A 19,752-nucleotide genomic window follows, 5' to 3' on the forward strand; every position below is an offset into this window, starting at 1 on the left:
GATTATTCCCCGGCTGTGTTTTCTTTTTTATATTGCATATTCGTTGTTTGATGATCAGGCTCATCACGGAAACGCTCGACAGGTCCGCTGTTTGGAGAGCCTTTAACACTTGCAGCACTTTTTCCACGTTCTGAAGGATTCTTCTTTCTCTTTGCCATTTATAATCACCTCCTTTCATAGCGTATCCTGATCCGAATGAATTATAAGGCGAACGTGCTTTCGGTGGATTCCTCTGGTAAAATACAAGCAATAGGTTAAGAAGGGAGCTTTGAGATATGAAGCCGACGCTTCGTTTCATACATTGTGCAGACCTCCATTTGGACAGTCCCTTTAAAGGGATCGGATCAGGGCTTGCGGGCCGTTTATATCAAGAGGTGGTAGAAAGTACATTTCAGGCATTTGAACGGGTCATTTCTCACGCTGTTGAGAACAAAGTGGATTTTGTTTTAATGGTGGGAGATTTATTTGATCAAGATGGACGAAGTTTGAAAGCCCAGATTCGTTTAAAGAATGGATTTCAAACCTTACATAAAGCAGGAATCAACGTGTTTGTTTCCCATGGAAATCATGATCATACAGGGGGAAGCTTCTATCCTGTTGAATACCCGGAGAATGTGACTATTTTTAAAGAGGAATCTGTCTCGGTCGTTCCTTTTTATAAAAATGGAGAACACGTGGCGAACATTGAAGGATTTAGTTACCCCGAAAGAGCGGTTTATGAAGAGAAGGTAGGGGAGTACAAGCGGTCGGAAGAAGATGTGTTCCATATCGGAATGTTACACGGGAGTATTGCGACAAATACCGACCATGATGTCTATGCTCCTTTTAGGCTGGGACAATTAAATGAGGTGGGTCTTGATTATTGGGCTCTTGGCCATATTCATAAGCGACAGATCTTGCAGGATGACCCGCCTGTGGTTTACCCAGGAAACATACAAGGCCGGCATCAGAATGAGAGTGGGGAGAAGGGCTGCTACCTTATTGAATTAGGAGAGGGGGATACAACCCTCACGTTTTTGGCTACGAGTGCCATACGGTTTATGGATGTGTCGTTTGATTCTGTCCATTCTAGCATTGAGCTTTATGAACAAGTAGAGCACTGGAAAGAAAAGAATAGAAATACATTAGCACCTGTATTGGTGAAAGTGGTTGTAGAAGGGTCCAACATGGAAGGGGCGCGGGAAAGAGAGGCGCTCCGTGATCTTATTGATATCTGGAACGAGGCAGAGGAAGAGGAGTCCAGTTGGATTTGGATTCAAAGTCTTGTGACGGAAACGAAGCCGACGTGGGATCGTGAAGAATTGAAAGAAGGGTCTCATTTTATTGCTGATTTAATTCGTCACATTGATTCGAAAAAACAAGAAGTGGATCAGATCGTGAGCGAATTAACTTCGCATAAACAAGGTCGCAAGTATATAGGATCGTTTACAGAAGAGGAGAAGAAAGAGATCGTCCGAGACGCAGAGACGTATTTGCTCACATCCTTATTAGAGAAGGAGCGGACAGAATGAGATTAAAACAGGCTTTCATATATGGCTTTGGGAAATGGCAGCAGGAGACGATTGATTTCCGAGAGGATGGTTTAACTGTTTTCTATGGAAAAAATGAAGCAGGCAAGTCCACGCTGAGGCAATTTATGATGTATATGCTCTTTAACTTTCCACCTAAAAAGGTGAAAGCATTCGTGCCTAAGATGGGAGGAACGGTTGGAGGACGTTTAGTCATCGAAGATCCTTCTTACGGTTTGATTACGGTTGAGCGTGAAATGAATCAGAACGGTGGAAAAGCGCGATGTTTATTTGACGATGGAACTGAGCGTGAGGAGGACTGGTTGAGGCATTATTTAAAAGGGATCGATCAACCTACATTTGAAGCCATCTTCTCCTTTGATCTTCATGACATCCAACATATTCATACAATCGGTTCTAAAGCTATTGGAGATGTTTTGTTTGGGGTTGGTATGACCGGTTCTGAACAAATCTACAAGGTGGAATCGAAACTTGAGAAAGAGATGGAGAGGTTGTTTAAGAAACAGGGGAAGAAACCGGAGTTAAACGAACAATTTGCCCTAGTTAAGGAAATGGAAGGAACACAAGCTCAGTTAAAACAAGAAGAACGGAAATATGCAGATTTAAAAATGGAGGAAGATGAAGCCTCGAATGAACTGAATCAGTTACAAGAGAAGCGCTCTGCCGGTACGCTTCATAAAGATCGTTTGGAAAAACACAATCAAGCTGCCCATTTGATTTTCCGTTATCAACAACTTACCGAAAAGCGGACGTCGTTACCTGATCATCTTTCGTTCCCTGAACAGGGACTTGAGCGGTATTATAAATGGAAAGAACAAGAGATGCCCATCCTTAGTGAACGAGAAGTCGTGCAACAATCTCTTAAAGAGATTGAAGCTGAGAGGGAGGGCGTGCCTGATTATGATGCGGACCTTGTCGATGAGGGAACGAAGTGGATGGAGCGAAAGCCAGAGTATGATCGAAATGATGCTCGCTTGGAGACGTTGATAGCTGAATCTACTCAAGAGCAGGATCAAATATCTCGTAAGCTAGATGAATTAGGCATTCAGCTCACATTTGAAGAGCTCTTAGATCTTTCCTTGCCTTTCTACTTAGAGGAAGAATGGCAGCAAATGAGCCGGGAAAAAGCGTCGCTTGAAGAAGACAAGGATCGATTGCACCAAGAAATCCGAGCCAATCAGGAAGAACAGTCACGCATACAGCGCTATGTGAGTGAACATAGAGATAAACGGCTTTCAGAAGAGGAAGAAGCCCGGTTACGAGCCAAGGTAAGCAATGCCAGGGAGAATGTATGGAAGAAAGAGATGGAAGAGGAAGAGCTTAAAAGTCGAAACCAGTTTGCTAAGAAACAATCAAAGCTTGGGAACCAAATGGCGGTTGTAGGAATCGTCCTTGCCTTTGCAGGTGGGATAAGTGGATGGATTTTGTCTGATCCGATCTGGTTTATTTTCAGCGCTATCCTATTAATCGCAACTCTCTTACTCGTAAATCAATTAAAGCAATCAACGGTTCAATCACCAACAAACGACAGACGCGGGGAAGAGGTGTCTACTGCTACCCTTTCAGAATGGGAGAGACAGTTACAAGAACAAGATCACCTTGTTCAAGAGCGCCTGAAATATGAGCAAGAGGGGCAAACCTTAAGGATGAGGGAGATTCAATTAGAAGAACAGCTTCATACACTAGGCCAACGTCAGCAAAGGATCAAGCAAGTGATAGAGGAACAGGTGGAGAACTATCCGTTTCTTCGTGATGTGTCCGAAACCTATTGGCCAAAAGTGTACCAGCGACTCTCAAACCTCCAGACCAGACAACATGAATGGTGGAAAAAGCAAGAACAAATTGAATCCATCGCGGCCCGTCAAAAAACGTTAGAAAATCAATTATTTTTCTTTGCAGACCGTTTACAACTAGGACGTGAAGGGGAAATAGGTTTCATATGGAATAACGTAGCAGACTATGTTGAAAAGGCAGAAGAGTCGAAGCGTGACCGTTCTAAGTTAACGGAACGTTCCATCCATCTACAGAAGCAACTCGAGCAGCTAGAACAAAGGCAAGGGCCGATCCAAAGGGAGTTGCAACAGCTGTATGATAAAGCATGTGTCACAGAAGCGGAGTCGTTTCTTCAGAAAGGGGAAATGGCAACCGAGATAGCAAATATAGAGGCAGAACTTCATCAAGTAGAGAAACAAATTGATACCATCTATATGGACAATGACGCATCATCCGAAGCCAAGTCAATGAAGATTGATGAACCCTCATTGAAAGAAGCTCTCGAGCGTGCGAGAGGAGAGCTCGAAGCGGTCGAAAAGGAGATCGAAGAAAAGCGCCAGCAATTAGCCGATCTTCGTTCAGCGATTCAGTATCTTGAAAAAGATGACCGGTATTCAAAGAAACGACATGAAGTGACCTTAGGAAAAGAAAAGAGCCGGGAGTTAGCGAAAGAGTGGGCAACCTATAAAGTAGCCCATACGTTCTTAAAAAGGACCAAACAAATGTATCAGGAAGAAAGAATGCCAGCTGTTATTGAATATTGCGGCCACTTTTTCTCCATCCTAACAAGAGGTACATATTTACGTGTATGGATGCCGGAAGAAGGTGCCCTGACGGTAGAGAGGAAAGATGGGTATCGTTTCTCTGTTGAGTCCCTGTCTCAAGGTACAAAAGAACAATTATATGTAGCCTTACGGTTAGCCTTAAGTCAAACGATAAAAGAAGAACATCCTTTACCTTTCATTATTGATGATGCTTTTGTAAACTTCGATAACGAACGAACGGATGAAATGTTAGAGGTCCTTCAACAAATTTCACAGGATCAACAGGTCATTCTGTTCACGTGTAATGATGCAATTAATCAAAAAATAACAGAACGTAAAAAAATTTTTTTATAAAAATTAAGTTTTTATTTGTCATGACCTCGCACTTTTGGAATAATAGTGATAAAATACTTGAGGACAATGTCGAATAAAGCTAGTGGAGGGTCGTCCATTGGTAGATAAAGAAAGAAGTCAAGAATGGACAGAATATGAAGAAACAATAGAAAAATTTATTCAAGTGATCGCCAAAAACATGAGCCTGTACGGAATCACCTCTTCAGTAGGTCGACTGTATGGAACGCTTTACTTTGCAGATCAGCCAATGACGCTAGATAATATGCGTGATGCGCTTGAAATGAGTAAGACAAGTATGTCGACTGGTGTGAGAGCTTTATCAGAGATGAAGATGGTTGAACCAGCTTTCCGAAAAGGAGTACGTAAAGATTTATATAAATCTGAAGAGGATTGGTATAAATCCTTCACATCTTTATTCGGGAACCGTTGGCGACACCATACCGAAACAAACATCGAAGAAGCTGATGAGGCGATCTCTGAACTTCGATCCATTATGGATGATACAGACGACGAAGAGTTACAAGGAATGATCCAACGAGATATTGACCGATTAGAGTACGCGAAAGAGTATTACCGCTGGCTCATGAAGTTTATCCGTGTCGTTGAATCAGGCGAGATCTTTAAATACGTACCAAAGGGTGACTAAGTCTCCCCCTTGGAAGAAGCATGTCTATCATCAGACATGCTTTTTTTGTGCTCTAAAAGGTCTTATGATACCCGAAGTGTTAAGCGCAAAAATGGCTTGTTTCCGTTATATCTTATAAGGAAAAGGTGAGCCTGGAAACTGCGAGACTCCCGTGGGCAGAAGAGCCTAGGTGAGACCCCGGAGGCCGGCGTAGCCGGGTGAGGAGGCTCACCAGCTCCCCACAGGAAAGCGAGTGGTTTCCAGGCTCACCTTACGCTCAATTAAAGGTAACGGAAACATTCTCTAAACATAAGGTCAGGAATATTCACCTTCAACGCCGCATAGGCTTGTATTAAAAGTGGACAAGGGGGAAGAATCCATGATTGCAGGAATTCCATGGTGGGTAATCGCAATGGTTGTATTTATTTTATTTAGTGGATATATGGCGCTTCGAGCGATGAAAAAAGAACAGGAAATGGAACAAAAATTCATTGAACAAGAGGGTCAAAAGTACATGGACCGAATCGATGACGCGAAACGAAAGAAAGAAACGATGCCAAGTTAAATAAAAAGGCTGAACCTTGTAGGTTCAGCCTTTTTCTATACAATCTTATTTCTCATCAGAATCTGATTCTGTGTCTTCTGATGCTTCTTTTTCTTTCGTGTTATCGAGAATGTCTTCTAAGCCTTCAGCTTTAATGTTAACGTCAGCTTCTTCGATCAATTTGTCGATCGTTTTCTTAGCATTCTCTTGGTTTAACTGCTTAGCTTGAAGGTCTTCTTTAATTTGCTCTTTCATATCTTCAAGAGGCTTCACATCTTCATTCTCACGCTCGTCTGTTAGCTTGATAATGTGCCAGCCGAATTCCGTCTTAACCGGTTCGCTCACTTCGCCTTTTTCAAGATCATAAGCAGCATCTTCAAAGGCAGGAGTCATTTTCCCAGGACCGAAGAAATCAAGGTCGCCTCCGTTTGAAGCAGAAGGTCCTTCAGAGTATTCTTTAGCTAGTGCAGCAAAATCTTTGTTGCCTTCTTCGATTTTCTGTTTCACTTCTTTCGCCTTTTCTTCTGAGCTTACCAGAATGTGGCTTGCGCGAATCTCTGTTTTCATACGATCGTAGTAATTTTGAATTTCTTCATCTGACACTTTGATCTCTGCTTTCGCAGCTTTTTGTTGCATCAGGCTTTGCTCGACTACTTTTCTGAAGTCTTCTTCAGATTTGAAGCCCATTTGTGAAAGCGCCTGGTCGAACTCACCGCCAACTTGTTCTTTGTATTTTTCTACTTCTTTTTCAATTTCTTTGTCGGTTACTTTATATTTGTCATCAAGAACTTCTGTCACAACCATTTCATGAAGAACTTGTTTACCATAGCGATCCTTCAGCTCTTGGTAAAATTCATCTTTTGTAATGTTTCCGTTCTTCGATTCAACGACTAGTTCTTTGCTTGCCTCATCGTCTCCTTGTGCATCGGAGCATGCAGATAAAGCTAATACACCTGCAGTTAGTGTCGTTGCTAAAGCAATCTTTTTCATCAGGTAAACACTCCTAATCCTTTAATTGTGTCAAAAGTTAGAGCATCATTTGGCTCTAAAAGGCATTTGAAAGCCCCGTGAAGGCAACTTTCGGACAACCTAATCCTTGAAATAATATAACATACTGAGGGGATAAAACAATAGGGCTATCCCTAAGTTAGAGGAAAACTTTTCAAAACCTGGGCGTCCGCCTATCCAGAACCAGCACCCCCTGCATATGATACGGTAGTAAGTTAGAAAAGGGGGTGGCTTCATGAGCAAAGGAGGTTACGGCGGCGGTTTCGCTTTAATCGTCGTTCTATTCATTCTGTTAATTATCGTTGGTGCATCTTGGTTGTACTAATCATCCCTGAGATCGGATCTAATCAGAAAACCCTCTGCCAGATGGCAGAGGGTTTTCTGGTTAGATAAGATTTCCGTTAGCGTTTGTTGGGTGTAAGGTGGTTCGGGAAATCACTCGCTTTCCGCGGCGAGCTGGGGAGCCTCCTCAATCGCTACGCGCTTTCCGGGGTCTCCCCTAGGCTCCTACTGCCGCAGGAGTCTCGCAATTTCCCGAACCACCTTTGCCATATGTAGAAGGAACGGAAATATGCTAGGCTAGAGTATCTCTCCGAGTTGTTAAACGGGTACATTCATCGGCTAGCTGGGGAACGAATCACTTTCCGTGGCCCCACACGACGTGTGGTCGCTTGACGTTGTTACAGGACGTGACGGTCTTAGTCGGCCCCCCTAGCGATAGGTTGAAAACCGGCCCCATGAAGTATGTGGAGGGTCTTAGCATCCTATTCTCTATGTAACTTTGCTCTTAAGGTGTATCTCCGATATATGGTGTGTTTCCATTTAACCCAATATGGAAAAGGATGGTCTGGAAACTGCGAGACTCCCGTGGGCAGAAGAGCCTAGGTGAGACCCCGGAAGCCGACGTAGTCGGCTGAGGAGGCTCACCAGCTCCCCACAGGAAAGCGAGTGGTTTCCAGGCCATCCTTACACTCAACCAAAGCAAATGGAAACATACACGTATCAATAAAAAAACAACGTCTTCTATGCAAGAGACGTTGTTTTAGGTATACAGGATTTCGACGTAGGACGAAATCAATAGTATGGTGATTAAAATGTTAATCGTTCGGAACACTTTCGGTTGCTTTTCAACAGCCATTTCTGTTTTAAGGCACAGGGAATGGGTTAAAGAGTTAAAGACGAATAAGATGAAAAGCGCAAATGGTACAAAGAATACTGACATGAATAGAAACCTCCTTTTGCACCTATGAAATTACTGTATCAAAAAAACAAAAAGTTGAACAGTAAAAATGCTCATATGTATAGAAAAACCCTTTTAAATGCATTAGCAATGAGTACCATTCTGGAATAGTCTTCATTCCCTGCATCTAAAAGGGTTTACTGGGTTTACTTTTTGTATTTGTCAATTAAGATATCATACCCATCTCTTACATTTTCAATAATGCATTGTTTTGGTGCGCGCATGAATTGATTAACGCACAAGAAGTCTGTGAACGAAAGTCCGATATTTACGGCTGTAAACAGGATGATATAAGCGAAGTAATTTGGGAATACAAAGCTTGTAATCAAACCAGGTACAGATAACAGAACAGTAGGTGCAAGAGCCACCATGATCGATGTTGTTTTAGATAACGTTGAGCAGCTTCTATAAGAAAACGTTGGTAGAACGCCTTTTTTTAATTTCCAGCGAACACGAACGCGTTTGTTTAGAAGAACCAATGGAATCATGTGCATTAGTTTGTGAATCGCTGGCAACAAAAACAGAGAAGCTGCTAGCGGAAGCAAACCGTAGTCATGCACTTGATGACTTTGATGGTACATCGCAAACGGTACATACAGTAAAATAAAAGAAAGAACACCAAGCATTAAGCTCAATAAATAAATTCGGTTTGAGCCAAATTCTTTCGTGATGTTAAAGGATTTCCAGCAGTTAAGATTCATACTCAATAACCCCCTTATTTGTGACAAGGTATACTCTTGTATAGTAGAATTTTTATAATGAATGATTTGCTCAAATAAGATTGGCATATCGAATGATACGATGTTTTATAGAAGAAATCAATAGGCTTTTTGTAAAAAAATAAAAAAGTCCCCGAAGCCTTGGGGGATGTACGTTGAAAAGGGATAGAATGAAGAGTGAAATTGAGGAGAGAGTCCTAATGTATGAAACGGATGTGAACACAAAAAAAATAGCCTTTCATGTGCAGCTGTTAGCGAACAGTGAGCAAATGAAAGACTACCCTTTTACAAAGATGTTGATTGAACGAGGGGTAACAGAAGAGGAATGGCAGGAGGTTATGGCGTTATTAGCAACCTTAGATGCTCGTTTTCATGAAGAAGCTGAAGAAGGTTTGCTCGATTTTACGCCCCTCCTGATCCATTTTGCTGGGATGCTGAACATGAAGTTGCATCCAGATGAGGCCATTTTGGCCATAAAAAAAGAAGGATATTATTCCGAACTTATGATTGCATTTGAACATGTACGCAGGGGAACTAGTCTTCGTTAGAAGAATCAACGTTATCTTCAGTAGTAAGATCGCTAGTTGATTGTTCCCCTTGGTTAAATTCGGACTCTATATTTTCCATGGAACGATCGAGGATTTCCATGTATTCATCTCCGTATATTTCCCGAATTAGGGCAATAAGTTCTATAAATTCAGGGTATTTCCCATAAATGTCTTTTAAGGGCATACTGCCGCGGATGACGGCATTGTTTTCTGGGTCGTAGGATTGCATGGTTTCAAGGAGAAGCGACTCTCCTTCTTCAGTCAGCTGAATGTACGTATTACGCTTATCATTTTCACGCTTGGAAAATGAGAGTAGGCCACGTTCTTCAAGCTTTTTGGAAAAGTTGAAGGCGGTAGAGACGTGCATGACCCCGAACTTAGAGATTTCAGACACGCTGGCTCCCCTCAAATGATAAGCAATCCACAGAATATGGTGTTCATTTATGTTTAAATGAAATGGTTTAATCCATTGTTGCCAATCCTTTTCAATCATTTTCCATAAGGCCTTGCTTAGTTGCGCCATTTTGTGACTAAAAAGTATAGCATCTTGGATTGTAGTATCATCTCTCATAGCCTTCCCCCTCTCTTGATGATTGCTAGATTATTAACTTCATATGGACAGTATTCACCATTATTATCGCAAGAAAACCCTTATAAGAGAAGTTCTAATGTGTGTCTAAAATGGGACTTTAAGGGCAAAAAGGCGTTTAATCCCGTCATAAAGGGGTATTTTAAAGTAAAGTTTTTTTGAAATTCATTAAAAATTTTTTAAGTAAATTAAAAAATCCCCGGTTCATTCGTTGAACCGGGGATTCTTTATTGATCAGAAGTAGATGGATCAATTTCTGAAAAGGCTTTCGAAATCAAGCAATGAAATTCAATCATTTCGTTTAACTTTTCTTCAAAACGATTCGCTTCATTGCTTTCCATCTCTTCTTTATCTAAGAGCAATTTTGTTTCTTCTAATGAATGTTTTTGGCGATTGGCAGCGTCAAGCCATTTGTGGATGTATGAGGACATAAATTTGTTGAACAAGTCGGAGTTTGCGGCATAGAGGTCTTTACGAACGCCTTTCTTCCAAACTCGTTCAACCAAGTTGAGGTCAAGTAAACTTCTGATACCTGTGCTCATCGACGTTTTGCTTTTTGCCAGTGCTTCACTCATTTCATCAAGAGTCATCGGTTCTCCTTCTATATAAAGGGTACTAAACAGTAACGCTTCTGAAGGTGTAAGACTAAACATCTCAATGGTTTTAGAGAATTCTGTTATTGCATGATACTGAACTTCACTCATTATACTGTTGTTCTCAGTTTCAGACATGAAGGAACCTCCTTCTCGTTTACTACCACTCACATTACACTATAGTAATAAAATATGGAAATATCAGATTGGGTAGCATTTTGAAGGAAAATGGAGAAATTAAAAGGTTTTATTCGCGACAGTGTGTTCAGTTTAAACTGTACGAAAAATATGTTCTTAAATCAAAGAATTTATCGTTTGTACTAAACGAACAGACAGTATATAGTATAAAAGGTGAGTGATTGAACGAAACAAAAACGAAAAATAGTTCATTAGAAATAGTGAAAATGTATTAGAGGGGTGAATTTAGGTGCCGATCATCAAAGTAGAAAACTTGTCAAAGATTTTCGGTAAGAATCCATCTCAAGCACAGAAGCTGCTTGACGAAGGACTAAAGAAAGAAGAAATTTTAAAGAAAACTGGAAATACAGTCGGTGTAAACCGTGCTTCCTTCGAAGTTGAAGAAGGCGAAATATTCGTTATTATGGGACTTTCCGGAAGTGGTAAGTCTACACTAGTTCGATTAATCAACCGTTTAATTGAGCCGACTGAAGGTAGTGTATATATTAACGATGAGAACTTAGCTGCAATGGATAGCAAGAACTTGCGTCGCGTTCGTCGTGAAAAGATGAGTATGGTATTCCAGCGCTTTGCTTTGTTCCCATACCGTACTGTTTTACAAAATACGGAGTTCGGTTTAGAAGTACAGGGCATTGATAAATCTGACCGTTCTAAGAAAGCGAAAGAGTCTTTAGAACTTGTAGGACTTGGAAGTTTCATTAATCAATTCCCAGGTCAGTTATCTGGTGGTATGCAACAGCGTGTTGGGTTAGCACGAGCGCTTGCGAACGATCCTGAAGTATTATTAATGGACGAAGCGTTCTCAGCTCTTGACCCACTAATTCGTAAAGAAATGCAGGATGAACTTCTGGATCTGCAAGAGCGCATGCAGAAAACAATCCTTTTCATTACGCACGACTTAGATGAAGCACTTCGCATTGGTGATCGTATTGCGTTAATGAAAGATGGGTCCATTGTTCAAATCGGTACCCCGGAAGATATTCTAGTAAACCCTGCAAATGATTATGTAGAGAAATTCGTTGAAGATGTAGACCGTTCGAAGGTTCTGACAGCCCAACATATTATGAAGCGACCTGAAACGGTTAACATCGAGAAGCATGGTCCACGTGTAGCGCTTGAACGTATGCGTGAAGAAGGTCTTTCTAGTATTTACGTAACAGACCGATCTCGTAATCTAAAAGGCTATGTAACAGCTGATAATGCAAGACAAGCGATCGATGAGAATGTGAAAGACTTAGCACACGTTATCGAAACAAATGTCCCAACATGTGATCTTGATACATCAATGAATGACATTTTCGATATCATTCATAATTCACCAGTACCGATTGCTGTCGTAGAAGACGGAAAACTACGCGGAATTATTGTTCGCGGAGCCGTTATTGGAGCGCTAGCAGGAAGTGAGGTGTCCATCAATGAGTAATACTCTATTACCAATGATTCCAGTAAAAACATGGGTTGATAACTCTGTTGAGTGGATTACAGATACATTTGAGTTTGTATTTGATCCTGTAAAAAATAATTTAGATTCCTTTATCGAGTTCTTAAGTGAAACGCTTCAAATGATTAACCCTTGGGTGTTTATCGCAGTGATTGCGATTGTTGCATTCTTTGTAACAGGAAAGCGAATTGGTTTGGCTGCATTCTCGATTGTAGGCTTATGGTTTATCCTCAACCAAGAGATGTGGGAGCAGTTAATGGATACGTTCTCCCTCGTTATAACAGCCAGTCTGATCTCGGTTATTGTTGGTGTTCCATTTGGAATTTGGATGGCTAAAAGCAATATTGTTCAAGCCATACTTACACCAATATTAGACTTTATGCAGACGATGCCAGCCTTTGTTTATTTAATTCCTGCCGTTGCATTCTTCGGTATTGGGATGGTTCCAGGGGTGTTCGCATCTGTTATCTTCGCGGTACCGCCAACAGTGCGTTTTACAAACTTAGGTATTCGTCAGGTATCTACTGAATTAATCGAAGCCGCCGATGCCTTTGGTACAACAGGCTTACAGAAACTATTTAAAGTACAGTTGCCAATGGCGAAGAAGACGATTATGGCTGGTATTAACCAAACCGTAATGCTAGCTCTTTCCATGGTTGTTATCGCATCCATGATCGGTGCAGAAGGTCTAGGTAAAGAAGTTATCACAGCCTTACAGCGTAACGATGTTGGTCTTGGTTTCGTCGCGGGTGTATCTATTGTAATCCTTGCGATTGTCATTGACCGCTTTACACAAAGCTTGAATTCGCAAAAAGGTGAATAAGATTCGGTTGTACCTTCTTAATTTAAGAAGTTCAATAAAGCTCAATTAGTTAAAAATTAGAAAAGGGGAGTTTCATTAGTATGTTTAATCTTAATTGGAAACGTTTAGGTATTGCAGCGGGACTATCATTGTCTCTAGTAGCAGCAGGTTGTGGATCAGATGATAGTTCTGAAGAGGAAAACACTTCAGGCGGAGACGGTGAAAACACTGAGCAAACTGCCAATTATAGTGAAGAAATGGATTATACCATCACAGGCGTAGATGCGGGTGCTGGTGTTGTAGGTAAAGCAGAAGAATCCATTAAAGAATATGGCCTAGATGGCTGGGAAGTTAAAACGTCTTCAGGCGGTGCAATGACTCAGGCGCTTGGTGATGCGATTGAAGATGAAGAGCCAATCGTTGTAACAGGTTGGACGCCACACTGGAAATTCGCTGAATATGACTTACACTACCTTGAAGATCCAAAAGGTGTATTTGGTGGAGAAGAGCAAATTAAAACAATGGCTAAACAAGGTCTTAAAGACGAAAAGCCAAACCTTCACAAGATCTTAGACCAGTTCAACTGGACAACAAGTGACATGGAATCTGTTATGCTTGAAATCCGTAATGGTACTCCAGAAGAAGAAGCAGCGCAAAACTGGATTGATGAAAACCAAGATAAAGTAGATGAGTGGACAAAAGGTGCTGAAGAAGTAGACGGTACTGAAGCTAAGCTTGCTTATGTAGCTTGGGACTCTGAAATTGCTTCTACAAACGTAATCGGTGAAGTTCTTCGTCAGCAAGGTTTCGAAGTAGAACTTAGCCAATTAGACAACGGTGTTATGTGGAAAGCGGTAGCAGAAGGCGAAGCTGATGGAATGGTAGCAGCATGGTTACCAGGTACACACGGAGACCTTTATGAGTCTTATCAAGATCAACTTGAAGACCTTGGAGCGAACCTTGAAGGTGCTAAGATTGGTTTAGTTGTTCCTGACTACATGGATGTTAAATCAATCGAAGATCTTGAAGCAGCAGAATAATAAGTCATAAAAAGATAAGCCTTCCTACCTTAGTAGGTGGGCTTTCTTTTTAAATCTTATCTATAATTTACTTAACAAAAGGGGTTAAATCATGAACTGGAAAAAGCTCGGACTAACGGCTGGTTTATCGTTATCACTAGCCCTAACAGCCTGTGGATCAACAGAAGATGATTCATCAAATGGCGGTGATTCTGGCGATAGCAAAGAATCCGTTGGCGAACAACTTGACTACACATTAACAGGTATAGAATCTGGTGCTGGTATTATGGTGGCAACAGATAAAGCCTTAGAAGAATATGATAATTTGGAAGGCTGGGAGGTTTCTTCAAGTTCCTCTGCTGTTATGACAGAACAACTGGGGAATGCCATTGAAAACAAAGAGCCTATAATTGTAACGGGCTGGACCCCGCACTGGAAATTCGCTGAATATGATTTAAAGTACTTAGAAGATCCGAAAGAAGCTTATGGTAGTACAGAGCATATTAACACCATTGTTCGTAAAGGTTTCGAGGAAGATATGCCTAAAGCGGCAAAAATTCTTGATAATTTCAAATGGACGCCTGATGATATGCAAAGTGTCATGCTTGAGCTTCAGGAGGGCACTGACCCTGTAAAAGCAGCGAAGAACTGGATTGAGAATAATGGGGATAAAGTGGACGAGTGGACAAAAGGAATTGAAGATGGAAGCGGAACCGTTAAATTAGCATACGTACCGTGGCAATCTGAAATTAGCTCCACGCACGTGATTTCTGAAGTGTTAAAACAAAAAGGATTTGAAACAGACTTAACTCAAGCTGGTATTGGTCCAATGTTCCAGGCTATTGCAGATGGTGATTCTGATGCGATGACGTCTGCATGGTTACCGCGTACACACGGAGATCACTATGAGAAGTTTAAAGATGAATTTGTGGATCTGGGTGAAAACCTTGATGGCGCAAAGATCGGATTAGTTGTACCAAAGTATATGGATATTGATTCAATTGAAGATCTACAGCCAAAAGAATAATGCAAAAAAGGTGCACTCCCTGTAATCGGGGGTGCACCTTTTTTGCATTATTGTTGTTTTGCTTTTTCTTCAAGCTCTTTCAAGCTTTCTTCAATTTCTTGTAAATGTTTTTGAATGTTTTTCTGGTGGGGTTCAATCGTTTGTCTCCAACTCTCGATTGATTGTTTCACTTCCGTTGAAAGGTCCCGTAATAACGAAGCACCTTCTTTAGATGTTTTAGCAATTTGTTCTGTTAATTGTTTTCCTTCGCCCTGCAGATTAGCAAGCGTAGTTTTGAGTTGGTCACTAGAATCTCTAACTTGTTGGCGCATCTTAGTACCAGCTGAAGGAGTGGACAAAAGTGTAGCTGATGCACTCACGACTCCTCCTACGACGAATCCGAGTAGTAATGATTTCCCTTTTCCCATAACCACAACTCCTTTCCTAACTATCTTCTATTATATCCGTTTTTCCTTTTTGTGTTGAGGTATAAACTCTATTTATTATAGAAAAGTCATAAGTGAGTGTAAGGGGAGTGGTGAAACGGGGGTGTGAGTGTAGAAAGAGTAAGGGGGAGTGCAGAAACGGGGTTCTGAGTGTAGAAAAAGGAGGGGGAGTGCAGAAACGGGTTTGTGAGTGTAGAAAGAGGAGGGGGAGTGCAGAAACGGGTTTGTGAGTGTAGAAAGAGTAAGGAGGAGTGAAGAAACGAAGGCGTTGAGTGTAGAAAGAGGGAGGAGAGTGCAGAAACGGGTGTTTGATTGTAGAAAGAGAATGGGGAGTGCAGAAACGAGGTTCTGAGTGTAGAAAAAGGAGGGGGAATGCAGAAACGGGGTTCTGAGTGTAGAAAGAGGGGGCAGAGTGCAGAAACGGGGTTCTGAGTGTAGAAAGAGGAAGCCGAGTGTAGAAACCAGAATCGGAATGCAGAAAGAGAAAAGGGATATGAAGAAAAGTTGTTTTGTAGTGTAGAAACGATCGATCTAGTGTAGAAAGAAGAGTTTGAATGAAGAAAAAAAGAAGAAGCAGGAACAAAAAAACAGCATTGAACCCTTGCCCGCCAGCCCAAAGTAGAGCTCTCAACCAATATGAAGTGAAATAAAAAGAGTGCGCTCCTCAAAAGGAACGCACTCTTACGTTTTATGCAGTTGCGATGCGGGATCGTTTTGAGATTTTCTCAACGATCGGGTAAATAACCGTCATGGCTACAGTGTTGAAAGCAGCTGTCGGAAGGACGATTGTGGCGTACATGATCATAAAGCTTCCTTCTACAAGTCCAATAATGTTAACAGCTACGAATAGGAAGATTCCTCCGCTAATCAGTGTACCGATAAGGGTAACACCTGCTGCCAGGACTTTTTTATTCGTAAATTTACCTGCAGCGATCACGATTCCGAAAGCGACAAGCGCTGTTAACGGCTTATCGATTAAGTTGGCAATCTGACCTCCAGGTAATCCGGTTGTTAAAGCAGCAATCGCTCCTGTAACAAGGGATAATAACATGACATATTGGAACTTAGGAAATAGAATGATTCCGAGGAACATCATGATCAAGAGCATATCAGGCTTCATCCCATTCACAATAGGCGGAGCGAAAATATGCAATACAGCACCAATCCCAACAATTAACGACAACAATACTAACACACGCGTGTCTAGACGACTCTTCACTTTACATCTCTCCTCTTCTAAACTAGTCTCATCTTACCTTCCAGCTGTGTCCTCTTGACCAGCTGCGAAAGCCTAATTCTATTATATCAAAAGTCTCTCGAAAGCTAAACATCTCAGATTTTAACAGCTTGAAATCTAACCAATGTTGGCGGCGATTTCACCTGCAATGGACTGTAGTTGTTCTGTGGAATACTCATTTGAATGCTCTTCCCATTTTGCCCCAAATCCATCATTCTTCCCGTATCGAGGAATAAGATGAATATGTAAGTGGAAAACAGACTGTCCTGCTGCTTCTTCATTGTTATTAAGGACATTCAATCCAACCGGCTCATACGTCGCTTTAATCGCATTAGCGATTTTCGGCACGCGTGAGAAAAGTTTCTCGGCAACGTCAGAGGACGTTTCGTATACGTTCTTTACATGTTCTTTCGGAATCACAAGCGTATGGCCTTTTGTGACCTGGCTAATGTCTAGAAATGCATACACATCTTCATCCTCATACACCTTCGCAGAAGGAATTTCTCCATCGCGAATTTTGCAAAAGATACAATCTTGACTCATCCAATCTCCTCCATTTCAGCACATGGCTATAGTGTGTATATATCGTATCAGAAAATAGGACAAGTTCCAATTTGCGAGCCGTCTTTCAGTTTCCCAACCATCTTTTTTATATTTGGGGAAACGAAAACCTTCCTCATTTGTGGGGGATGATAAAAGTATACACAGGCGGTCCGTTCGCAAATTATAACGCCAGGGCAGGCTTTGGGACTGCGAGACTCCCGCGGGAAGAGGAGCCTAGGGGAGACCCCGCAGAGAGCGATAGCGAACGAGGAGACTTCCCAGCTCCCCGCAGGAAAGCGAGTTGTCCCAAAGCCTGCCCTAGCACTTTTACAGTAACGGACCTCAGCCATCATTGCAAAACAAACAAAAAGCAGAGTGCCTCATAAGAGACACCCTGCCTGTAAGAAGGTTAGGGAGACGTTGCTATCCTTAACGGATGTTTGGGAAACACTTTGACACGCGTGGGGTTGCCACTAATGTGCAGAGATCATCGGAATGGACTCTGCAGGAACGTGTCTAAAGCTCGCGAATATACCTGCTGTCAACACCTCATTTAGTGAATGCGTGTTTTTATAAAGCTCTTACCAGATGGTGGAGTTTATCTCAGCTTGGTCTTTCACAGACACCTCATTTCAAATTTTAAGAAGAACTTAAACCTTGAACGTAGTGAACAGTGATTTGCTCCTGGACAACGTCTCCCGTTGCCTTCAAGAGTTATTATGGGCAGAATCGGAAGAACCTATACAAAAAAGTTACGATTTTTTTGGCAAAGTGTCAGGGGAATGATAAAATTTGGAGAAGAAGAGAGGGATACAAATGAAATCACTATTACATATTCAAGATCTTGTAGGTGGATACACGCACAAAAACGTTTTGCACGGCATTTCATTTGATATACAGCCGGGTGAAATTGTTGGCTTAATCGGACTAAATGGAGCCGGTAAGAGTACAACGATTAAACATATTATTGGACTCATGCAACCGAAACAGGGGGCCGTCACTGTAAATGGGAAGACGTTTCAGGAAGACCCAGATGGGTATAGGAGTCAGTTCTCCTATATTCCGGAGATGCCCATTTTATATGAGGAGTTAACGCTTAGAGAACACCTTCGTCTGACCGCGATGGCATATGGGTTAACAGAAGATGTTTTTGAAAAGCGCTTACAGCCCTTGTTGAAGGAATTTCGTCTGGAGAAAAAATTAGATTTTTTCCCTGTTCATTTCTCAAAAGGAATGCGACAAAAGGTCATGATTATGTGTGCCTTTTTAGTCGAGCCTTCTTTATACATCGTGGATGAACCTTTTGTTGGTTTGGATCCGTTAGGGATTCAATCGTATCTTCAGTTAATGAACGAGATGAAAGACCAGGGTGCAGGTGTGCTGATGTCGACACATATTCTAGCCACAGCGGAACGCTATTGTGATCGGTTTGTGATTTTGCACGACGGAGAAATTCGGGCCAAAGGGACCCTTGAAGAACTGCGGAAATCTTTCTCTATGCCAGATGCGACGTTGGATGACTTATACGTGCAGTTAACAAAGGAAGAAGATCATGCTTAAAATTGAACCTCAAAAGCTGTGGCGAGGGCGACTTGATTCTCATACGAAAGAGATGGGTCGCTATTTACGGTTAATGTTTAACGATCATTTTTCTTTTGCAATGTTCTTCTTTTTAGCAGGGATGACATATAACTACCAACAATGGTTAGCCACGTTAGATGCTGGTTTTCCAACAGCTCTCGTAATGGGGGTTGTCTTTGCAGCCTTACTAACGTACAGTCCGATCCGTACGTTTTTACGGGAAGCCGATTTAGTCTTTTTACTTCCTGCGGAGCACCGTTTATCAAGCTTTTTTAGGAGCGGCATTGTGTATAGCTTCTGTTTACAGGTGTTTGGACTGTTCTTTGTGGTGGTTGCTTTTGGGCCGTTGTACTTCACAACCTATTCAGATAGGGAGATATCGGCCTTTGTCCTATTCGGCATTGTCATTCTCATTCTAAAGGCATGGAACACGCTGTCTCATTGGTGGGAATTGAATAGTCGAGTGGGATGGAGTGGCTATGTTGATCCTGTCCTTCGTTTTCTCTTAAATGGATTGACGATCTATTTCTTTGTGCAAGGAAATTGGATCTTTGCGGGCGTGACAACCATTCTGTTATTCGGGTTGATGATGTATGATTACAGCTTGGCGAAGAAACGAAAAGGAATTGCATGGGATGTATTGATTCAAAAGGATCAGCAGCGTATGCAAGTGTTTTACCGAATTGCCAATATGTTTACGGATGTTCCTCACTTGAAAAATAGTGTGAAGAAGCGCCATTGGCTCGTTCGTTTGATTAAAAATCCAATTCCGTTCAAAAGCGATAAGACGTTTGACTATCTATACAGAATTACGTTCATCAGAAGTAGTGATTACCTTGGGTTATATATCCGTCTTCTTTTAATCGCGGGAGCGTTTGTTTATTTTGTTCCAAATGTCTGGATGAAACTTGCGTTTGGTTTCTTGTTCATTTATTTAAGCGGATTCCAGATGGTGACCCTTTGGCAGCATCATCGAGAGGTGTTATGGCTCGATCTTTATCCGCTGCGAATTGAATCAAGGAGAAAAGCGTTGACGAAATGGTTATTCCAACTACTGATTGTGAAAACCGCATTATTAGGCGTGATTTTCCTTGTTCTAGGGAACCTGCTAGGTCTAGCAATCGTATGGATTGGTGGGGCTTTATTCAGTTACTATTTGTCACATATGTATTTAACAAAGCGATTAACGTAAA

General features: G+C 41.6%; 21 protein-coding genes. 12 read left to right on the plus strand and 9 right to left on the minus strand.

Annotated features, from left to right (window positions below):
* Window positions 1–2 precede the first annotated feature (2 nt).
* The gene (locus QNI29_RS04430; protein WP_231418676.1) at window positions 3–158 is read right to left on the minus strand and encodes a YuzL family protein; all 156 of its coding nucleotides are present in this window, start codon (window positions 156–158) and stop codon (window positions 3–5) included.
* 117 nt (window positions 159–275) lie between these two features.
* On the opposite strand from QNI29_RS04430, the gene QNI29_RS04435 reads away from it, so the two are divergent.
* The 4 genes from QNI29_RS04435 to QNI29_RS04450 all read left to right on the plus strand — a co-directional run bounded on the left by QNI29_RS04435 (window position 276) and on the right by QNI29_RS04450 (window position 5,610).
* On the plus strand, window positions 276–1,511 hold the full coding sequence (locus QNI29_RS04435; protein WP_231418677.1) for a metallophosphoesterase family protein: 1,236 nt from the start codon (window positions 276–278) through the stop codon (window positions 1,509–1,511).
* The gene (locus QNI29_RS04440; RefSeq protein ID WP_231418678.1) at window positions 1,508–4,420 is read left to right on the plus strand and encodes an ATP-binding protein; all 2,913 of its coding nucleotides are present in this window, start codon (window positions 1,508–1,510) and stop codon (window positions 4,418–4,420) included. The genes QNI29_RS04435 and QNI29_RS04440 overlap by 4 nt, the downstream gene beginning before the upstream one ends.
* A gap of 97 nt (window positions 4,421–4,517) precedes the next feature.
* Window positions 4,518–5,066, plus strand: coding sequence for a GbsR/MarR family transcriptional regulator (locus QNI29_RS04445; protein ID WP_231418679.1), 549 nt, complete (start codon window positions 4,518–4,520; stop codon window positions 5,064–5,066).
* A 358-nt stretch (window positions 5,067–5,424) separates the two neighbouring features.
* Window positions 5,425–5,610, plus strand: coding sequence for a sporulation YhaL family protein (locus QNI29_RS04450; protein WP_255688673.1), 186 nt, complete (start codon window positions 5,425–5,427; stop codon window positions 5,608–5,610).
* A gap of 45 nt (window positions 5,611–5,655) precedes the next feature.
* On the opposite strand, the gene QNI29_RS04455 is transcribed toward QNI29_RS04450, so the two are convergent.
* Window positions 5,656–6,579 carry a peptidylprolyl isomerase gene (locus QNI29_RS04455; protein WP_231418680.1) on the minus strand — a complete coding sequence of 308 codons (924 nt, stop codon included), beginning with the start codon at window positions 6,577–6,579 and terminating at the stop codon, window positions 5,656–5,658.
* 253 nt (window positions 6,580–6,832) lie between these two features.
* Here QNI29_RS04455 and QNI29_RS04460 point away from each other — a divergent pair, with 253 nt between their 5' ends.
* Complete coding sequence (locus QNI29_RS04460) at window positions 6,833–6,922, plus strand: YjcZ family sporulation protein (protein ID WP_036786834.1); 90 nt, start codon at window positions 6,833–6,835, stop codon at window positions 6,920–6,922.
* A gap of 717 nt (window positions 6,923–7,639) precedes the next feature.
* Here the strand turns inward: QNI29_RS04460 and QNI29_RS04465 are convergent.
* Together QNI29_RS04465 and QNI29_RS04470 are read right to left on the minus strand one after the other, a co-directional pair.
* Window positions 7,640–7,819 carry a hypothetical protein gene (locus tag QNI29_RS04465; RefSeq protein WP_036786836.1) on the minus strand — a complete coding sequence of 60 codons (180 nt, stop codon included), beginning with the start codon at window positions 7,817–7,819 and terminating at the stop codon, window positions 7,640–7,642.
* Window positions 7,820–7,983: 164 nt separating this feature from the next.
* Window positions 7,984–8,538 (minus strand): DUF3267 domain-containing protein, encoded by a 555-nt coding sequence (locus QNI29_RS04470; protein ID WP_231418681.1) that lies wholly within the window; start codon window positions 8,536–8,538, stop codon window positions 7,984–7,986.
* A 218-nt stretch (window positions 8,539–8,756) separates the two neighbouring features.
* Between QNI29_RS04470 and QNI29_RS04475 the strand changes: the two genes are divergently transcribed.
* On the plus strand, window positions 8,757–9,104 hold the full coding sequence (locus tag QNI29_RS04475; RefSeq protein WP_284526829.1) for a DUF1878 family protein: 348 nt from the start codon (window positions 8,757–8,759) through the stop codon (window positions 9,102–9,104).
* Here QNI29_RS04475 and QNI29_RS04480 read toward each other — a convergent pair.
* Window positions 9,091–9,675: an HTH-type transcriptional regulator Hpr gene (locus QNI29_RS04480; RefSeq protein WP_231418683.1), complete on the minus strand. Its 585-nt coding sequence runs from the start codon at window positions 9,673–9,675 to the stop codon at window positions 9,091–9,093. The two genes, QNI29_RS04475 and QNI29_RS04480, sit on opposite strands and share 14 nt — an antisense overlap.
* Before the next feature lie 245 nt (window positions 9,676–9,920).
* Window positions 9,921–10,424, minus strand: a complete 504-nt coding sequence (locus tag QNI29_RS04485; RefSeq protein WP_231418684.1) for a GbsR/MarR family transcriptional regulator — start codon at window positions 10,422–10,424, stop codon at window positions 9,921–9,923.
* Between the two features lie 289 nt (window positions 10,425–10,713).
* Between QNI29_RS04485 and QNI29_RS04490 the strand changes: the two genes are divergently transcribed.
* The 4 genes from QNI29_RS04490 (at window position 10,714) to QNI29_RS04505 (ending at window position 14,773) form a co-directional block, all read left to right on the plus strand.
* The gene (locus tag QNI29_RS04490) at window positions 10,714–11,907 is read left to right on the plus strand and encodes a quaternary amine ABC transporter ATP-binding protein (RefSeq protein ID WP_231418685.1); all 1,194 of its coding nucleotides are present in this window, start codon (window positions 10,714–10,716) and stop codon (window positions 11,905–11,907) included.
* Window positions 11,900–12,748: an ABC transporter permease gene (locus QNI29_RS04495; protein ID WP_231418686.1), complete on the plus strand. Its 849-nt coding sequence runs from the start codon at window positions 11,900–11,902 to the stop codon at window positions 12,746–12,748. The genes QNI29_RS04490 and QNI29_RS04495 overlap by 8 nt, the downstream gene beginning before the upstream one ends.
* A gap of 80 nt (window positions 12,749–12,828) precedes the next feature.
* Entirely contained in the window at window positions 12,829–13,767 is a 939-nt protein-coding gene (locus QNI29_RS04500; protein WP_231418687.1) for a glycine betaine ABC transporter substrate-binding protein, read from the plus strand.
* Window positions 13,768–13,858: 91 nt separating this feature from the next.
* Window positions 13,859–14,773: a glycine betaine ABC transporter substrate-binding protein gene (locus tag QNI29_RS04505; protein WP_231418688.1), complete on the plus strand. Its 915-nt coding sequence runs from the start codon at window positions 13,859–13,861 to the stop codon at window positions 14,771–14,773.
* Between the two features lie 47 nt (window positions 14,774–14,820).
* On the opposite strand, the gene QNI29_RS04510 is transcribed toward QNI29_RS04505, so the two are convergent.
* The 3 genes from QNI29_RS04510 to QNI29_RS04520 all read right to left on the minus strand — a co-directional run bounded on the left by QNI29_RS04510 (window position 14,821) and on the right by QNI29_RS04520 (window position 16,978).
* Entirely contained in the window at window positions 14,821–15,180 is a 360-nt protein-coding gene (locus tag QNI29_RS04510; RefSeq protein ID WP_231418689.1) for a YtxH domain-containing protein, read from the minus strand.
* A gap of 706 nt (window positions 15,181–15,886) precedes the next feature.
* On the minus strand, window positions 15,887–16,417 hold the full coding sequence (locus QNI29_RS04515; RefSeq protein WP_231418690.1) for a tryptophan transporter: 531 nt from the start codon (window positions 16,415–16,417) through the stop codon (window positions 15,887–15,889).
* A gap of 135 nt (window positions 16,418–16,552) precedes the next feature.
* Window positions 16,553–16,978, minus strand: coding sequence for an HIT family protein (locus QNI29_RS04520; protein ID WP_231418691.1), 426 nt, complete (start codon window positions 16,976–16,978; stop codon window positions 16,553–16,555).
* Between the two features lie 816 nt (window positions 16,979–17,794).
* Between QNI29_RS04520 and QNI29_RS04525 the strand changes: the two genes are divergently transcribed.
* Together QNI29_RS04525 and QNI29_RS04530 are read left to right on the plus strand one after the other, a co-directional pair.
* On the plus strand, window positions 17,795–18,538 hold the full coding sequence (locus QNI29_RS04525; protein WP_231418692.1) for an ABC transporter ATP-binding protein: 744 nt from the start codon (window positions 17,795–17,797) through the stop codon (window positions 18,536–18,538).
* Entirely contained in the window at window positions 18,531–19,751 is a 1,221-nt protein-coding gene (locus tag QNI29_RS04530; RefSeq protein ID WP_231418693.1) for an ABC transporter permease, read from the plus strand. The genes QNI29_RS04525 and QNI29_RS04530 overlap by 8 nt, the downstream gene beginning before the upstream one ends.
* Window position 19,752: the final 1 nt, after the last annotated feature.

It is taken from the genome of Pontibacillus chungwhensis, from assembly GCF_030166655.1.
Taxonomy (GTDB): domain Bacteria; phylum Bacillota; class Bacilli; order Bacillales; family BH030062; genus Pontibacillus.

Excerpts from the sequence above, each read along its gene's own strand:
- QNI29_RS04475 (WP_284526829.1), top strand. The coding sequence starts at position 8,757 with ATGTATGAAACGGATGTGAACACAAAAAAAATAGCCTTTCATGTGCAG.
- QNI29_RS04450 (WP_255688673.1), top strand. The coding sequence starts at position 5,425 with ATGATTGCAGGAATTCCATGGTGGGTAATCGCAATGGTTGTATTTATT.
- QNI29_RS04520 (WP_231418691.1), bottom strand. The coding sequence starts at position 16,978 with ATGAGTCAAGATTGTATCTTTTGCAAAATTCGCGATGGAGAAATTCCT.
- QNI29_RS04530 (WP_231418693.1), top strand. The coding sequence starts at position 18,531 with ATGCTTAAAATTGAACCTCAAAAGCTGTGGCGAGGGCGACTTGATTCT.
- QNI29_RS04485 (WP_231418684.1), bottom strand. The coding sequence starts at position 10,424 with ATGTCTGAAACTGAGAACAACAGTATAATGAGTGAAGTTCAGTATCAT.
- QNI29_RS04440 (WP_231418678.1), top strand. The coding sequence starts at position 1,508 with ATGAGATTAAAACAGGCTTTCATATATGGCTTTGGGAAATGGCAGCAG.
- QNI29_RS04505 (WP_231418688.1), top strand. The coding sequence starts at position 13,859 with ATGAACTGGAAAAAGCTCGGACTAACGGCTGGTTTATCGTTATCACTA.
- QNI29_RS04500 (WP_231418687.1), top strand. The coding sequence starts at position 12,829 with ATGTTTAATCTTAATTGGAAACGTTTAGGTATTGCAGCGGGACTATCA.
- QNI29_RS04455 (WP_231418680.1), bottom strand. The coding sequence starts at position 6,579 with ATGAAAAAGATTGCTTTAGCAACGACACTAACTGCAGGTGTATTAGCT.
- QNI29_RS04430 (WP_231418676.1), bottom strand. The coding sequence starts at position 158 with ATGGCAAAGAGAAAGAAGAATCCTTCAGAACGTGGAAAAAGTGCTGCA.
- QNI29_RS04510 (WP_231418689.1), bottom strand. The coding sequence starts at position 15,180 with ATGGGAAAAGGGAAATCATTACTACTCGGATTCGTCGTAGGAGGAGTC.
- QNI29_RS04525 (WP_231418692.1), top strand. The coding sequence starts at position 17,795 with ATGAAATCACTATTACATATTCAAGATCTTGTAGGTGGATACACGCAC.
- QNI29_RS04465 (WP_036786836.1), bottom strand. The coding sequence starts at position 7,819 with ATGTCAGTATTCTTTGTACCATTTGCGCTTTTCATCTTATTCGTCTTT.
- QNI29_RS04435 (WP_231418677.1), top strand. The coding sequence starts at position 276 with ATGAAGCCGACGCTTCGTTTCATACATTGTGCAGACCTCCATTTGGAC.
- QNI29_RS04495 (WP_231418686.1), top strand. The coding sequence starts at position 11,900 with ATGAGTAATACTCTATTACCAATGATTCCAGTAAAAACATGGGTTGAT.
- QNI29_RS04480 (WP_231418683.1), bottom strand. The coding sequence starts at position 9,675 with ATGAGAGATGATACTACAATCCAAGATGCTATACTTTTTAGTCACAAA.
- QNI29_RS04470 (WP_231418681.1), bottom strand. The coding sequence starts at position 8,538 with ATGAATCTTAACTGCTGGAAATCCTTTAACATCACGAAAGAATTTGGC.
- QNI29_RS04460 (WP_036786834.1), top strand. The coding sequence starts at position 6,833 with ATGAGCAAAGGAGGTTACGGCGGCGGTTTCGCTTTAATCGTCGTTCTA.